Below are 15325 nucleotides of genomic sequence, written 5' to 3' on the forward strand. Positions count from 1 at the left end.
CCCATGCTGGAACTTCACGACATCTGCCGATCCTTCGGCGGGCGGCGGGTGCTGCACGATGTGTCCCTGAGGGCGGGCCGCGGGCAGCTGACCGGGTTCGTCGGCGGCAACGGCGCCGGCAAGACCACCACGATGCGCATCATCCTGGGCGTGCTGGCCGCCGAATCCGGAACCATGCGCCTGGACGGGCAGGACCTGACCCCAGCCTCCCGCACCCGGTTCGGCTATATGCCCTCGGAGCGGGGCCTCTACCCGAAGATGAGGCTGGCCGAGCAGATCGGCTACCTGGCCAGGCTGCACGGATACAGCCGCAGCGAGGCCGCCGACCGCGCCGAATCCCTGCTGACCCGACTGGGCCTGGGCGAGCGGCTGAACGACCCGCTGGAGACCCTCTCGCTGGGAAACCAGCAGCGCGTGCAGATCGCCGCCGCGCTGGTCCATGACCCCGACGTGCTCGTTCTGGATGAGCCCTTCTCCGGCTTGGATCCCATCGCGGTGGACGAAGTGCTCAGCGTCCTGACCGAACAGGCGGCCACCGGAGCCGTGGTGCTCTTCTCCTCCCATCAGCTCGATGTGGTGGAACGGCTCTGCGACGATCTGGTCATCATCGGTGACGGGCGGATCCTGGCCTCCGGCAGCCGCGATGAGCTGCGCCGAGCCCACGGAACGCTGCGCTATGAGCTGCGGACCGAGGCCGACGCCGGCTGGGTCCGCGAGGTGCCCGGCGTCGCGGTGGACGAGTTCGCCGCAGACCGGGTGCTCTTCCGCTCCCAGCCCGAGACCGCTCAGTCGGTGCTCGGCCGGGCAGTGGGCCAGGGAGCAGTGCACAGCTTCACACCGGCGCTGCCCGATCTCAGCGAGATCTTCCGCGAATTCACCGCAGATTCCTACAACCAGTCAGCAGAGGGGACACCACGATGACGACGACGAACACACGCGCCCCGCTGAGCACCGGTTCGGCCACTCTGCTGGTCGCCGAACGCGAGATCAGCACCCAGGTGCGCAGCAAGGCATTTCTGATCAGCCTGGTCGTCCTGGTCGCAGTGGTCGTCGGCGGCATCGTCGCGATGAGCTTCTTCGGCGGCGACGACGATCAGGACGCGGTCCCTGCCGCCGTGGTCGGACTGGAGCCCGCCGCGGCCGAGGGCCTGGAGGAGGCCGGCGTCGAGCCCACCACCTCGGCGAGCATGGACGAGGCGGAGCAGCTGCTGCGTGATGAGGAGGTCGAGGCGATCATCGTCTCCGACGCAGACTCACCAGCCGGCATCCGGGTGATCGGACTGGACAGCGAACCCACCGAGGTCACCCAGCTGCTGGCCATCACCCCCACTGTGGAGGTCCTGGAGGAAAGCGATACCGATGAGACGATGCGGTTCCTGGTGGCCGCGGCCTTCGGTGCGGTCTTCATGTTCGTCGGCATCGGCTCCGGGATGATGATCGTACAGAACACCATCCAGGAGAAACAGAACCGGATCGTGGAGATCCTGCTGGCGGCCATCTCAGCCCGTGCGCTGCTGGGCGGCAAGATCCTGGGCAACTCCGTGCTGGCCCTGGGCCAGGCCGTGGTGCTGGGCGCCGCCGCCGTCGTCGGGCTGCTGATCACAGGCCAGCAGGACATGCTCGACATCCTCACGGTGCCGATGCTGTGGTTCGTGCTGTTCTTCATCCCCGGGTTCGTGCTGATCGCCTCGATGTTCGCCGCCGGGGCGTCCCTGGTCTCCCGTCAGGAGGACTCCGGCACGGTGGTCACCCCCACGATGATGCTGCTGATGGCGCCCTACTTCGTGGTGGTCTTCTTCGGCGACAACCCCACGGCGATGGCCATCGCCTCCTATGTGCCGTTCTCGGCTCCGGTGGCCATGCCTGCGCGGATGTTCTTCAACGAGGCCCAGTGGTTCGAGCCTCTGCTGGCCCTGGGCGTCCTGGCCCTGGCCACGCTGCTGATGACAGCTCTGGCGGCGAAGATCTACAGCCGCTCGCTGCTGCAGACCGGCCAGCGGGTCTCCCTGAAGGCAGCGCTGTCCTCCTCAGACTGAGACGCCGCGCTCCCACCGAGATGAGGCCTTCCGGAGCACCTTCCGGAAGGCCTCATCTGTGACATAGATGACGCGCTCGACTTTTTGCCCTATTGTTGTCTTCGGCCCGCTCATATGAGCTGAATCTCATTCTCAGCTGAGCTGCCTCAGGCAAGGAAGCCCGAAGACCGAAGGAGCACGACTTTCGATGAGCACATCAGTGTCCGCCGGAGGCCCCCAGCCGGGCCCCTCCGCTGAGACCGACATCGGACCCGCCTCAGCGCCGGGGACCACCGCACTGGACCGGGTCGGCATCCCCCACGTACTGCGCTTCGGCTTCCTGGGGCTGCTCCTGCTGATGACGGCAGTGGGCATCGAGTCCAACTTCCTCGAGCCGCATATGTCCCAGGTGCTCAGCGTCAGCGGCACCACTGTGGCGGCCATCGTCACCTGGCACAATCTGGCCGTGGCCATCGCCTCCTACCTGGGCGGCGCACTGGCCGACCTCTTCGGCCCCAAGCGTGTGATGGTGCTCGGAGCCGCCCTGTGGGTGCTCTTCCACGTGCTGTTCCTGATGGCGCTGGAAGCCGGTTCCATGGAGCTGGCCGCGGCCGCCTACTTCGCCCGCGGCTTCGGCTTCCCCCTCTTCGCCTTCGCCTTCATCGTGTGGATCGCAGCTGTGGCACCGAACCAGCGGCGCTCCACCGCCATCGGCTGGTTCTACGTGATGTACACCGGCGGACTGCCCACGCTGGGCTCGCTGATCGCCATCGGTGCCATCCCGGCCTTCGGCGGCGGCGGGGTCGGCGGCCCCGGCGAGACCGGCGCCCTCTGGCTGGCCACCGGCGTCGCAGTGCTCGGCTTCCTCATCGCCCACTTCGGCGTGCGGGAGAAGCGCGGCACCCGGCGTCTGGCACCGGCCGGGGAGTCGGCAGCCCAGGTGCTCACCGCAGGTGTACGGCTGACCGCCACCAACTCCAAGATCCTGATGGGCTTCCTGATCCGCCTGATCAACACCGCCCCGCAGTTCGGCATGTTCATCGTGCTGCCCGCGGTCATGTACGCAGGGGATGAGAGCCTCGGCTGGTCCCAGTCGCAGTACCTGTCCATGACTGTGGCGGTCTTCGCCACCAACATCCTGGTCAACGCCGTCTTCGGCGCCATCGGCGACCGGTGGGGCTGGCGCCGGACGGTGAAGTGGTTCGGCATCAGCGGCTCCGCGCTGGGCCTGCTGGCCTGGTGGTACGTGCCACACCTGCTGCCCCAGGACACCACCTGGGGCTACCTGGTGGCTGTGGTGGCCGGCTGCCTCTTCGGCTGCATGCTGGCCGGCTTCGTCCCGATGGGCGCGATCATGCCGGCCCTGACCCCGGACCACAAGGGCGCGGCCATGGCCATGTACACCACGGCTGCCGGCGGCGCGATCTTCCTGGGCACCGCCGTGGTCTGGGTGGTGCGTCAGGTCAGCGATCTGATCGGACTGCAGGACGCCTTCACGGTCAACTCCATCACGGTGTGGGTGTTCGTGGCTCTCTACGGCTGCGCGTTCCTGATGATCAGCCGTCTGCACGTGGTCGAGGATGAGCACCGCGAGAAGCACGGTAAGCTCTTCGGCTCCGCCCGCTGATCCTCCTCACACAGACAGAGAGGCCCGGTTCCCATTCCAGGGAACCGGGCCTCTCTGTCTCTGTGGCGTCAGCGCGCCGGAGGTCAGCTCACGCCGTAGGCGAGCAGGCCGTTGGCCCAGTCCTCCACAGCGGGCCAGTCGCGCCAATCAGCGTCCACCGGCTGGCGGGCCACCTTCAGCTGCAGCTTCTCCAGGAAGCTGAGCTTCTCGCTGTCCACGGCACCCCGGAAGTAGGCGATCTCGCGGTGCGGGTACTGGCGCATCGTGGATTCGATCTGCGGGTCCAGGCGGGGGCTGCCGCCCACGGCGTAGAGGAAGAGCGGCTTGCCGCCCAGCTCAGTGCGGTGACCGTCCAGGAAGAGCTTGCCCGGGCCCCACAGGCCCTGCCGGTAGACCGGGATGCCGACCACCACGTTGTCCGTCTCGTAGAGCCACTTGCCGGCCTCGGAGATGTCCTTGACGTGGGAGGACACTCCCCGGGCGCTCAGGGTGGAGACGATGCGCTCACCGATCTCCGCCGTCGAACCGTGCTTGCTCGCCACAACGACCATCGTGGTCATAGGTCATCCGCCTTTCGCCCGTCTTGAGTACTGTCCTCGAGTTTACCGGCTGGAGGTCGCTCCGGGTCCTCCAGCATGCCCGGTTCTGTCTTGGCGATCATCCGCGTGCCGGCCAGGTCTCCGGTGACGTTGCACATGGTGCGCCCCATATCCAGGATGGCGTCGATGCCGGCCACCAGCGCCACCGGAGCCATCGGCAGTCCGGCGGCCGTCACCGCCATAGTCAGCATGATCAGACCGGCCCCGGGCACTCCGGCGGTGCCGACCGAGGCCAGGACTCCGACGGCGGCCACGGTGACGATCTGCATCAGGGAGAGCTCAGTTCCGGTGACGTTGGCGACGAACACCGTGGCCGCGCCGACATAGATGGCAGTGCCGTCCATGTTGATGGTCGAGCCCAGCGGCAGGGTGAAGGAATAGACGCCCTTCTTCACGCCCAGGCGCTCCGCGGCCTGGGTGGAGACCGGCAGCGTGCCGCCGGAGGACCGGCTCACGAAGGCGGTGACCATGGGCTCCTTGGCCTCACGGAAGAAGCGGATCACCGGAGCGCGGAAGACCAGCAGAAGCAGCGCATAGACCAGGATCTGGACGAAGATGCCGGCATAGACCGAGCCGGTCAGCTGCAGCAGCGGCAGCAGCGCATCGCTGCCGGTCTCCCCCACGACGACGGCGATCAGGGCGAAGACGCCGATGGGCGAGTACTGCAGCACACCGCGGATGATCAGGAAGACCAGCTCCACGCCGCCGTCGACGAAGCGGCGGATGTCGGCGGCGATCCCGGCCAGGCGCTCATCGCTGGAGTCCTGCAGATACGCCAGCGCGATGCCCGCACACAGTGCGAAGAACATCACTGCGAGCACCTGACCCTCGGCCAGGGCGCCGAAGATGTTCTCGGGGACGATGTCCACCAGCACCTCGGAGAGCGGCGGGGCGGTCTCGCCCTCCTCCTCTGCTCCGCCGGGCATGTCCAGGCCGGCACCCGGTGAGATCAGCAGCGCCAGGCCGATGCCGATGGACATGGCGAAGGCTGTGGTCACCAGATAGTAGATGAAGGCTTTGCCGCCGATCCGGCCCAGCGTCTTCGGTGAGACGGAGGCGACGCCGGCGATCAGGGTCAGCAGGATCAGGGGCATCACCAGCATCATCAGCAGACGCAGGAAGATGTCGCCCAACGGTTGGATCACGCTGATGCCGGGCCCGAAGACCAGCCCGGCGACGATGCCGAGCACCAGGGCCACCGACAGCTTCCAGATCAGAGAGATCTCCAGGTAGCGCCGCCACAGCGTGGGGCGGGCAGACTCAGCTGAGGTCACAGAATCGGGTTCGTCCATGGTGGAACGCTACCTGTGACGCAGATTTCCCTGCTGTGACGACCAGACCCGCCGACGAAGAACCTCAGGTCCTCGTCGGCGGGTCTGTTCAGAAGCGGCCTGCCAGGTTATGGGCGATCAGCGGACCCCGCGCAGGTCCAGCTGCAGGCCGGTGTCCGCACCCTCCTCCAGCGTGACCGGGATGCCCCAGTCCTGCTGGTAGAGGTGGCAGGCGGCGTGCATCGGAATCTCCTCACCGGGGGCGCCGTCGCAGGCGGCCGCCCGGGCGGTGATGTGCAGGACGCCTTCGGTCACCTCGGGGTTGAGCCGCAGCGTACGCTCCAGACCCTCGGAGTTGCCGCCGCCCTCCAGGATGAGATTCTCCGGGGAGGAGGAGATCTTCAGCTGTGTGGGATCGCCCCACCGGTCGTCGAGCTTCTGGCCGGTGGGCGCGGAGAAGCCGACGGTCAGGGAGAACTCACCGGGTGAGACGGCCGTGGCCGGACGCTGCGTCTGGGAGGCACCCTCATCCACGGTGAGGTACTCCTCCGGAACCGCGATGCGCACCAGCTCGTGAGCGTTGGTCTCCACTACCAGCAGCGTGGATCCGTCCGAGTCCAGCAGCACGTCCGAAGGTTCCTTGAGCCCACGGGCCACAGTGGAGACCTCTGCCGGGACCGTGGTGCCGTCGGCGGCGAAGTGTTCCGCGTGGAAGCGGCGGATCGCACCGTTGTAGGTGTCGGCCACCAGCACGGAGCCGTCGGGCAGGGCGGTCACACCCAGCGGGTGCTGCAGCCGGGCCTGGGCCGGGTCGCCGTCGCGGAAGCCGAAGTCGAAGAGCCCCTCCCCCACGATGGTCTCCACGTAGGGGGTCTCGGGGGTGCCCTTCTCCCCTGCGGCGCCGAAGCCCCCGCCCAGGCGCAGCACGCGCAGCGAGGAGGTCTCGGAGTCGGCGATCCAGATGTCGCCCTGGGCATCGGCGGCCAGCCCGGAGGTCTGGGCGAACCAGGCCTCACCTGCCTCTCCGTCGGTCAGGCCCTCCAAGCCGGTTCCGGCCCAGATGGAGATCTCTCCGGTGGCCGGGTCGAAGGTGAAGATCTGGTGGGTTCCAGCCATCGCCACGATGACCCGCTGGGTCTTCTCCGACCACAGCACGTCCCAGGGGGAGGACAGCGAGACGTTCAGCGCGTCGGTGCCCAGGCTGCCCAGCTCGTCGGCCTGGGCGTTGGATACACGTTCTGAGTCGATGAGCCGCTGGACCCCGTTGCCGGCCAGTGTGCTCACCGCACCGGTGGAGGTGCTGATGCCGCGCAGCCGGTGGTTGACCGTATCGGCCACCACGATGTCATAGCCCACCTGCTCGGCGAGCTCCGCCGGAAGCAGGGTGAGGCCCTGCGGCTCGGTGAACTGGGCGGCGTCGTTGCCTGCGGCTGAGCCCTCGCCGTCGGCGTAGCCCTTCTCGCCGGTGCCCCAGGAGCGGAGCACCGTCTCGAGGTCGTCCTTGAGCTCCACGATGCGGTGGTGGCCGGTGTCGGCCACCAGGAAGTTCCCGACGGCGGATCCCTCGCCGGCCAGCTGCCGGGTCACCGGCACAGCCTTGCCCGGGAAGCGCAGTGTGCGGCTGACCGGCTCCGGCGGGACGTAGGGGCCGTCGCCGCGGTGCAGAGTGCCCTTGGCCTCATGCTCGGCGGCCAGCTCCTCCACCAGAGAGGTCAGTCCGGCCACATGGCCCTCCCCGGAGAGCGAGGCGGCGATGTAGCCCTCAGGATCGACGACGACCAACGTGGGCCAGGCGCGGGCCGAGTAGGCCTGCCAGGTGGTCAGGTTGGGATCGTCGAGCACCGGGTGCTCGATCTCGTAGCGCTCCACGGCGGCGGCCAGGGCGTCCGGGTCCGCCTCGTGCTCGAACTTCGGCGAGTGCACGCCCACGGTGACGAGCACGTCGTGGAACCGCTCCTCCAGGGGACGCAGCTCGTCGAGCACATGGAGGCAGTTGATGCAGCAGAAGGTCCAGAAGTCCAGGATGACGATCTTGCCGCGGAGGTCCTCCAACGACACCTGCTGACCGCCGGTGTTCAGCCAGCCGCGGCCGGTCAGCTCCGAGGCTCGGATGCGGTCTGTGCGGCGGATGTCTGCCGCCGTCTGACCGGTGACTGCTGTCTCTGTGGTCATCTACTGCTCCTCGTCCAGTGCGCTCACGATCTCCGTGGTGATGGCTTCGCCGATCTGGGTGAACTCCTCGGAGTTCGCCGCCTCCTCACCGATGAAGGAGACCATCACGACGTCGTCGCCTGACTGGGTGAACAGCATCTGAGCGGCGATTGTTCCGTCCTCTCCGTCTTCTCCCATCCGCTGGGTGCGGGTGTAGCCCACGCTGGTCTCCGCCGGCAAAGACTCCAGCTCCACCGGGCCGATCTCATAGCGGTAGTCCATGTCCTCCAGAGTGATCTCCATGTCGCCGCAGGACTCCACCAGCTCGGTGACGTGGCCGATGTGATCCTCCACCAGCTGACGGTCCTGATCGTCGGAGAGCGTGGCGATCTCCAGGGAGCCGGTCCCGGTGAAGGTCTCGGAGACGAAGTCGGCCCGCGCCGCGTCCTCCTCCAGCATGATCGGTTGGAAGTCCACGTTCGCGATAGGCTCGGCGCATTCGGCAGGACGGATGTCCTCCTCGCTGGTGCCGGGCAGCATGTCCGCGGCTTCGGCGCGGGTGGTCTCCAGCTGGTCCTCGGTGGCGAAGCCTGCCGAACCGAAGCCGAAGCTGCCGGCACGGTCCAACCCGGCTTCGGCGGCTTCGATCAGCCGGTCGCTGCCGGCCGGCGGGCTGTCGTCGCCCTCCACCGCGTCCGTCTCATCCTCACCGCAGGCGGTCAGGGCCAGAAGACCGACGGCGACGGCGGCCAGCGCCTTCCCTCCGGGGTGACGTGCAGTGCTCATCGGCGCTCCTCCCGTTCAGCCATCGCGGCGAACATCTCGTTGTATTCGTGCAGCTCAGCGTCCTCGGTCCGGTCGGCCTCCCGGTCCAGACGCTTGGTCTCCCGTTTATCGCTGCGGGACCACTGGACGGCTACCATGACCGCCATCAGCATCGCCGGAACCTCGCCCAGGCCCCACATCAGCTCGCCGCCGCGGTGCTGGTCCTCCATGGCGGAGAAGCCCCAGTCGTGGCCGATGTTGCCGAACCAGGAGGCCTCGATCAGTGCCTCCTGGCTGGAGAGTCCTATGGCCAGGAAGGCGTGGAAGACCATCGTGGCCAGCAGGATGATCAGTCGGAACGGGTAGGGCGGGCGCCGGGGCAGCGGGTCTTCGCCCACCAGGACCAGAGCAAAGATATACCCGGTGAGCAGGAAGTGGACGATCATGAACTGATGCCCGAGGTGATACTCCAGGGAGAGCCCGAAGATCGGGGTGAAGTAGAAGAGCAGGATGGACCCGGCGAAGTTCGCCGCGGCCACCAGCGGATGGGCCACCACCCGGGAGAATCGGGAGTGGACCAGCCACAGGATCCATTCCCGAGCACCTCGGGTGCCGTCGGAGCGGGTGGGCAGCGACTTCATCGCCAGCGTCACCGGTGAGCCCAGCACGATGAAGATCGGCGCCACCATGGTCAGCGTCATGTGTTGGATCATGTGTCCGCTGAAGAGCACCATCCCATAGATCGCGGGGCCGCCGGAGGTGACCCAGAGCAGGATGGCCAGGCCCAGGAGGAAGCTCAGCGCCCGGGCGATGGGCCAGCGGGTCCCGCGGCGACGCAGCGAGACCATCGCTGTCACGTACCAGGCGGTCAGGAAGACGATCAGGCCCACCCAGAGCCAGTCGGGGCGCCACAGGGTGAAGTAGTTCGCCAGCTCAGGCGCCGGAGGGAGATCGTAGCCGGTCAGCGTGCGGGCCGGCGTCGCATCCGGAGGAAGCTCCTCGGAGACCGGTGGGGAGGTCCTGCCCAGCACGGCGCTGATGCCGATCACCGCCGACATGATGGCCACTTCCACCAGGATCAGCTGCCAGAGCAGACGCGTGGTCCGGCGGGGATCAGCGGGCTGGGCCGGCTTCTCCAGACCTCGGGCAGAGGCCCCGGGACCGGCGTGGGCGCCGGCCAGACGCGGGATGATCCAGCTGCGGTGCATCCAGCCGATCACGGCGAGTCCCAGCGTGGCGGCCGCCTTCAGGGTCAGCATCAGGCCGTAGGGACTGGCCAAGAGCTGACCGAGGGACTCGATGCGCAGGTCCGCGTTGATGATTCCGGAGAGCGCAACGGTGATCACCGCCAACATCGCCAGCACGGAGTAGCGGCGCAGCAGAGTTCCCACCAGCTCAGGTCCGCCCTGGTCCTTCGCCGTCAGAGCTGAGGCCTGGCGCCTGATCTCCGGGGCCAGCAGGACCAGCGCAGTCAGCGCGCCCACCCAGATCACGACGCCGAGCAGGTGCAGTCCCAGCGAGTTCACCGCTGCCATGTGGTCGTCGCCCGAGGCGGAATGACCCACCAAGGCCATCGGCACGATGGCGGTCAGACCCAGCACCGCGGTGAAGAACAGCCCAGCCTGGTTCCGCACGGCGGAGACCAGCGTGGCGAAGATTCCGGCCATGACCACGATCGCCATCCATGCCTGACCTGTGGCGATGGACTGCACATAGCCGAGGAAACCGGTGGAGAAGCCATCAGAGGTGGACAGCGGCTGGCCCGCCAGGGAGGAATAGCTGAGCACCAGCACGGCGATGGCGGCGAGGGTCCAGACCACTGCGGCGACTGCTGCGATCTGCATCGCCCGGGCGAAGAGCGGGTGCTCATCGCCGGCGTCGCCCTGCTCTCGGGCGGCCTTGTGGTCTCTGCGGCGCTGGCGGGAACGGGGCCCCACCCGCGCAGGGATGGCCACCGCGGCCAGGATGACAGCACCCACGGCCGTGGCCATGGCGATGTGGTGGATGTAGCGGGAGGCCGGCAGGCCCCACCGGGTCACCGCGCCTGGGTCGGCGATCTCGCCAGCCTCGCCGAGGCCGGTGAGCCATCCGGCCACGGCCACAGCGATCAGTCCTGCGCTGAGGGCAGCACCCACCAGAGGCAGCGGCGCCGCCCACACCTGTGCGGTGCGGTTCTTCTGTGTGCCGCGGCCCCTGGCGGGCGCCTTCTCAGTTCGGGTCACCGGTGGTCCCCGTCTCCTTCATCCGACTCGTCGCTGCGGTCCTGCCAGTTCTCGGCCTGCTTCATCTTCTGCCGGACCAGCACCAGCACAGTGATCACCACCAGCACACCGGCACCGGCGAAGAGGATCGGAGCCCAGATCGGGACGGCGTCCTCTGTGGCAGAGCTCTCCTCGGCAGCGGGGTCCTCCTCGGAGGCGGGGTCGACCATATCGGGGGTGTCCGCCTCAGCCATCTCCTCCTCGGTGAGGTCTTCGGCCTCATCGGCGTCGGCCTGCTCGCTCACGGCCGCGGCCGGGTCATCCACCTCGAACTCGAAGCTGAGCTCTTCGTCATGCCCGTCGGAGTAGACCACGTGGTACAGGACGGTGTACTCACCGTTGGGCAGGGGCTCCTGCAGGTCGGTGGTCATCGTGTTGCCCTCGACCTCGGCCGGGTCCTCGGACTCCCAGCTCTGCCCGTCCTCATCACGGACGAGGATCTCGTTGGGGATGTCCTCCCCCTGGGTCAGCCCGGAGCCGCTGAACTCCAGGACGATCTCCTCGGGGCTCTCGGTGAGGACCTCGTCGGCCTCCGGAGTGGAGGAGATCAGCGTGTCATGGGCCCATGCGGGGGCGGCCACGCCCGCGGTCAGGCCGAGGGCGGCCGCTCCTGAGAGAGCCAGGAGGCGGGGTGTTCTGCGGGCACCAGCAGTTGGTGTCATGGGGAATCTTCCTTATGCGATCGATCTGTCAGTCAGCATGGCATGTGCCGCTGACACAGCAGGTGAGCCGAACTGTCTCAGCAGGCCAGATCGACAGCAGGAGGGCCACGCACCGTCCGGGGGCCGGCTCCGTTCCACACGTCGGTGCCCAGGCGCGCCGGCCAGTCCGGACGCCGCCGGCATCTGCGGTCATCGGTCAGGGGAACGACGCCGACCAGCAGCAGAAGCACCGGGCGCAGCGTCAGGACCGCACCCAAGGCGGTCAGCAGAGTCTCTCCGCGGCGCAGCAGGGCGTAGGTCAGCACTGCGGCACCGATGTGGGCGGCCGCCATGGCGGCGTCGGGACCTGCGCTGAGACCGCTGTGGAGGTGTTCCGAGGTCCCCACAGGAAGGTCCACTGCGATCTGCTGGCCGTGGGCACCGGCATGGTGACGATGACCGTCGAGGTGAGCGGGCCCGGCGCCGGACGCTGCGGCACCGGCCTGCTGAGCGGGGAAGAGCTCGAAGAGCCCGTGGAGCACGGCCTGGCTGGAGACGACGGCGGCGATCAGACGGGCTCTGCTCAGCCGCACTCCGGAGAGGGCGGTGCACAGCGGGATGCTGACGGCCAGGGCCAGGACGATCACCAGCAGGTGCGGGCCATGATGGCCGGCGGCGGTATGGGCGGCGGCGGCGAATCCCACGGCGAGTCCGCCTGAGAGCAGGCCGCGCAGAAGGCGTGCCAGCCCACGGACCTGCCGGCGCTGTGCGCTCGGAATCGTCTCCATGGGATCACCTCCTGCCGAGCAGAATTCTACTCTTGTTCTACAACCTGTAGAAAACGCCCCCACCAGACGACGACGACCCCTTGCCTCCCGCGGGGAGAAAGGGGTCGTCGTCGGTGTCCGGAGCTGTGCGCAGCTCCGGGCGCGGCATCACTTGGAGGCGGCGGCCTTCAGCTTGGAGCCTGCGGACAGCTTCACGGAGTAGCCGGCCGGAATCTGGATGGTCTCGCCGGTCTGCGGGTTGCGGCCGGTGCGAGCTGCACGCTCGGTGCGCTCCACAGCCAGCCAGCCGGGGATGGTGACCTTCTCGCCCTGGGAGACCTGCTCGGTGAAGACCTCGAAGACGGCATCCAGCACGCCGTTGACGGCGGCCTGGGAGTTGTCCGACTTCTCTGCGACTGCGGCGACGAGCTCGCTGCGGTTCAGTGCCATGTGTTGTCCTCCTGGACTCAAATCGAATACCGGCCGATCAGCCGGCCACTCAGTCCCCAGCTCGGGGCTTTCAGAAAGGCAACTTACCACGGTGCTGAGCCGAAACCCGCATGATCCCGGGCAATTCCAGGGATCTCACAGCTTTTCAGCCACCAGCCGACGGGTTCTGCAACGCGTGTCACACATGCTGCTCAGGCCCCGGGCCCGAACTCCGACAGACACGCAGAAGGGCGGCACCCCCCGTACTGGGGATGCCGCCCTTCTCAAGCGTCAGCGCTCCTAGCCTGCCTCAGCGCGACTGCCGCCGCACCGAGACCCGAAGGCTGGCCACTCTCTCAGTGGCGCAGGATCACCAAGAAGACTTGGTGATGCCGGGCAGCTCGCCCTTATGCGCCATGTCGCGGAAGCGGATACGGCTGATGCCGAACTTCTGGAAGGTGCCGCGGGGGCGCCCGTCGATGCTGTCGCGACCGCGGACGCGGACCGGGGAAGCGTCGCGGGGAAGCTTCTGCAGGCCCACGCGTGCTGCCTCGCGCTCCTCGTCGGTGGCGTTCTCGTCGACCAGGGTCTTCTTCAGCTGAGCACGCTTCTCGGCGTAGCGCTCAACGATGACCTTGCGCTGCTCGTTCTTTGCGATCTTGGACTTCTTGGCCATGATCAGCGCTCCTCTCGGAAGTCGACGTGCTTACGGACGACCGGGTCGTACTTCTTCAGCACGATGCGGTCGGGGTTGTTGCGGCGGTTCTTGCGGGTCACGTAGGTGAAACCCGTGCCGGCCGTCGACTTCAGCTTGATGATGGGACGTACGTCCTTATCTTTTGCCATTAGAGCTTCTCACCCTTCTTGATCAGCTCGGCGACGACGACGTCGATGCCGCGTGCGTCGATGGTCTTGATGCCCTTGGTGGACAGGTTCAGCGTCACCTTACGACCCAGCGAAGGAACCCAGTAGGTCTTCTTCTGGATGTTCGGGTCGAACCGACGCTTCGTGCGGCGGTGCGAGTGGGAGATCTGATTGCCGAACTGCGGCCCCACTCCGGTCACCTGGCAACGTGCTGCCATGATCACTCCTCTTGTTTCAGTACGTAGATGAATGCATCCTTCACACCGTGACGTACGAGGACGACCAGGCTGGGTGAGATCCAACCGAAGTGCCTTTTTGACGGTGATGCTTCACGCGGCTTCACTGTTTTCCGGGCGCCGCACCCCCTGCTCAGGACAGTATCCTGGGCGTCTTCGGGCACAGCACAGCTCGGCCGACTGTCTATGCTAGCTCAGCTGCGCACCTGCGCGCAAAGCCGCCGACGCCGGCCTCGAGGCCGCCCACCTGCCTCCCCACAGGAGGTGCCGAGGTCACCCGTCCAGCGCCGAGGCGGTGGCCGGGACGTCCACCGGCCGCGAGAACTGCTCACCGATGGCCTTCTCATAGGCCCGGGCGGCCCGCAGCACCAGCGCGTCCTGGGTCCGGGCGGCCACGAACTGCAGCCCCACCGGCAGCCCGCCCGCCACACCGCAGGGCACCGACGCCCCCGGCTGCTGGGTCATGTTGAAGGGGTAGGTGTAGGGGGTCCAGGCGGTCCACATCTGCGAACTCCACCCCTCCGGCGCCTGACGTGTGCAGTCGAAGGCGGTGATCGGCATCGTCGGTGTGACCAGCAGATCGTAGGTCTCATGGAAGGCGCCCATGGTGACACCCATGGCCATCCGAACGGCCGTGGCGTCCAAGTAGTCCAGGGCAGAGGAGTCGATGTACTGCTCGATGCCGGCGCGCAGCCCAGGGTCCACCCGATCCAGCGCACCGGGCCCGTAGGCCTCCAGCACCTTGGCCGCCCCGGTGAACCACAGGACGTGGAAGGGCTCGATGGGGTCCTCGATGCCCGGATCCACCTCGTCGACCACTGCACCCAGCTCCTCCAGAGTCCGCACCGCCTGACCCACCAGCCGCTCGACCTCGGGGTCGTTGGTGCCGAAGCCCAGCGTGGGCGAATAGGCGATGCGAAGACCCTCGACGCCGTCCTCCAACCCCTCCAGGAAAGAGGTGCGCGGGGTCGGGAGTGCGGACCAGTCGCGGGAGTCGAAGCCGGAGATGATGTCCATCAGCAGGGCGGTGTCCTGGACCGTGCGGGCCATCGGGCCGGCATGAGCCAGCGTGCCGAACGGCGAGGAGGGGAACATCGGGACGGTGCCGTAGGTGGGCTTGATCGCCACAGTTCCGGTGAAGGAGGCAGGGATGCGGACAGAGCCGCCGCCGTCGGTCCCCACAGACCACGGCCCCATGCCTGCACCCACAGCAGAGGCCGAGCCGCCGGAGGAGCCCCCGGCGTGGACGGCAGGGTCCCAGGGGTTGGAGGTCTCGCCGCTGCGCTGACAGTCAGTCACACCCTTCCACGCGAACTCCGGTGTGGCAGTCTTGCCCAACAGCACGGCACCGGTCTCCTTCAGCCGGGCCACACAGGGGGCGTCGAAGTTCCAGGGGCCAGACTCGTCGATGAGCAGGCTGCCACGAAGTGTGGGCCAGCCCGTCGTCGGGAAGATGTCTTTGATGGAGGTGGGCACACCGTCGCCGGGGCCGAGGGGCTCACCGGCCCGCCATCGCCGAGCCGAGGTGCGGGCCGAATCCAGAGCGGCCTCCTGATCCACCAGCACGAACGCGTTGAGGGCGCCGTCGCGCTCACCGATGCGCCGCAGCACAGCCTCCGTGGCGTCCACGGGGGTGAACTCGCCGACGCGGTACCCCTCCAGCAGCTCAGCAGCGGTCTTATCTGCCAGGTCCGTCATT

General features: G+C 67.7%; 15 protein-coding genes. 3 read left to right on the plus strand and 12 right to left on the minus strand.

Annotated elements, in window-relative coordinates; translation table 11 throughout:
* Positions 1-3: 3 nt before the first annotated feature.
* The 3 genes from JOF45_RS09185 (at position 4) to JOF45_RS09195 (ending at position 3642) form a co-directional block, all read left to right on the plus strand.
* On the plus strand, positions 4-921 hold the full coding sequence (locus JOF45_RS09185; RefSeq protein ID WP_210049226.1) for an ABC transporter ATP-binding protein: 918 nt from the start codon (positions 4-6) through the stop codon (positions 919-921).
* On the plus strand, positions 918-2036 hold the full coding sequence (locus JOF45_RS09190; RefSeq protein ID WP_210049227.1) for an ABC transporter permease: 1119 nt from the start codon (positions 918-920) through the stop codon (positions 2034-2036). The genes JOF45_RS09185 and JOF45_RS09190 overlap by 4 nt, the downstream gene beginning before the upstream one ends.
* Before the next feature lie 187 nt (positions 2037-2223).
* Positions 2224-3642: an RbtT/DalT/CsbX family MFS transporter gene (locus JOF45_RS09195; protein ID WP_210049228.1), complete on the plus strand. Its 1419-nt coding sequence runs from the start codon at positions 2224-2226 to the stop codon at positions 3640-3642.
* Positions 3643-3725: 83 nt separating this feature from the next.
* Here JOF45_RS09195 and JOF45_RS09200 read toward each other — a convergent pair whose 3' ends face one another.
* The 12 genes from JOF45_RS09200 to JOF45_RS09255 form a co-directional block, all read right to left on the minus strand.
* On the minus strand, positions 3726-4202 hold the full coding sequence (locus JOF45_RS09200) for a flavodoxin domain-containing protein (RefSeq protein WP_210049229.1): 477 nt from the start codon (positions 4200-4202) through the stop codon (positions 3726-3728).
* On the minus strand, positions 4199-5533 hold the full coding sequence (locus JOF45_RS09205; RefSeq protein ID WP_210049230.1) for a dicarboxylate/amino acid:cation symporter: 1335 nt from the start codon (positions 5531-5533) through the stop codon (positions 4199-4201). Before JOF45_RS09205 ends, JOF45_RS09200 begins: the two co-directional genes overlap by 4 nt.
* Positions 5534-5650: 117 nt before the next feature.
* Entirely contained in the window at positions 5651-7684 is a 2034-nt protein-coding gene (locus JOF45_RS09210; protein ID WP_210049231.1) for an NHL domain-containing thioredoxin family protein, read from the minus strand.
* The gene (locus JOF45_RS09215; protein ID WP_210049232.1) at positions 7685-8449 is read right to left on the minus strand and encodes a hypothetical protein; all 765 of its coding nucleotides are present in this window, start codon (positions 8447-8449) and stop codon (positions 7685-7687) included.
* Positions 8446-10650: a bifunctional copper resistance protein CopD/cytochrome c oxidase assembly protein gene (locus tag JOF45_RS13335; RefSeq protein ID WP_342591450.1), complete on the minus strand. Its 2205-nt coding sequence runs from the start codon at positions 10648-10650 to the stop codon at positions 8446-8448. The genes JOF45_RS09215 and JOF45_RS13335 overlap by 4 nt, the downstream gene beginning before the upstream one ends.
* Complete coding sequence (locus JOF45_RS09225; RefSeq protein ID WP_210049233.1) at positions 10647-11351, minus strand: copper resistance CopC family protein; 705 nt, start codon at positions 11349-11351, stop codon at positions 10647-10649. The genes JOF45_RS13335 and JOF45_RS09225 overlap by 4 nt, the downstream gene beginning before the upstream one ends.
* Before the next feature lie 77 nt (positions 11352-11428).
* The gene (locus JOF45_RS09230; RefSeq protein ID WP_210049234.1) at positions 11429-12118 is read right to left on the minus strand and encodes a hypothetical protein; all 690 of its coding nucleotides are present in this window, start codon (positions 12116-12118) and stop codon (positions 11429-11431) included.
* Between the two features lie 147 nt (positions 12119-12265).
* On the minus strand, positions 12266-12547 hold the full coding sequence (locus JOF45_RS09235) for an HU family DNA-binding protein (RefSeq protein WP_210049235.1): 282 nt from the start codon (positions 12545-12547) through the stop codon (positions 12266-12268).
* A gap of 349 nt (positions 12548-12896) precedes the next feature.
* The gene (rpsN, locus tag JOF45_RS09240) at positions 12897-13202 is read right to left on the minus strand and encodes a 30S ribosomal protein S14 (RefSeq protein WP_210049237.1); all 306 of its coding nucleotides are present in this window, start codon (positions 13200-13202) and stop codon (positions 12897-12899) included.
* Between the two features lie 2 nt (positions 13203-13204).
* Complete coding sequence (gene rpmG, locus JOF45_RS09245) at positions 13205-13372, minus strand: 50S ribosomal protein L33 (protein ID WP_022872124.1); 168 nt, start codon at positions 13370-13372, stop codon at positions 13205-13207.
* Positions 13372-13608, minus strand: a complete 237-nt coding sequence (gene rpmB / locus JOF45_RS09250; RefSeq protein WP_210049239.1) for a 50S ribosomal protein L28 — start codon at positions 13606-13608, stop codon at positions 13372-13374. The genes rpmG and rpmB overlap by 1 nt, the downstream gene beginning before the upstream one ends.
* A 291-nt stretch (positions 13609-13899) precedes the next feature.
* Entirely contained in the window at positions 13900-15324 is a 1425-nt protein-coding gene (locus tag JOF45_RS09255) for an amidase (RefSeq protein WP_210049241.1), read from the minus strand.
* Between the last annotated feature and the right edge of the window lies 1 nt (position 15325).

This window comes from Nesterenkonia lacusekhoensis, from assembly GCF_017876395.1.
Taxonomy (GTDB): domain Bacteria; phylum Actinomycetota; class Actinomycetes; order Actinomycetales; family Micrococcaceae; genus Nesterenkonia; species Nesterenkonia lacusekhoensis.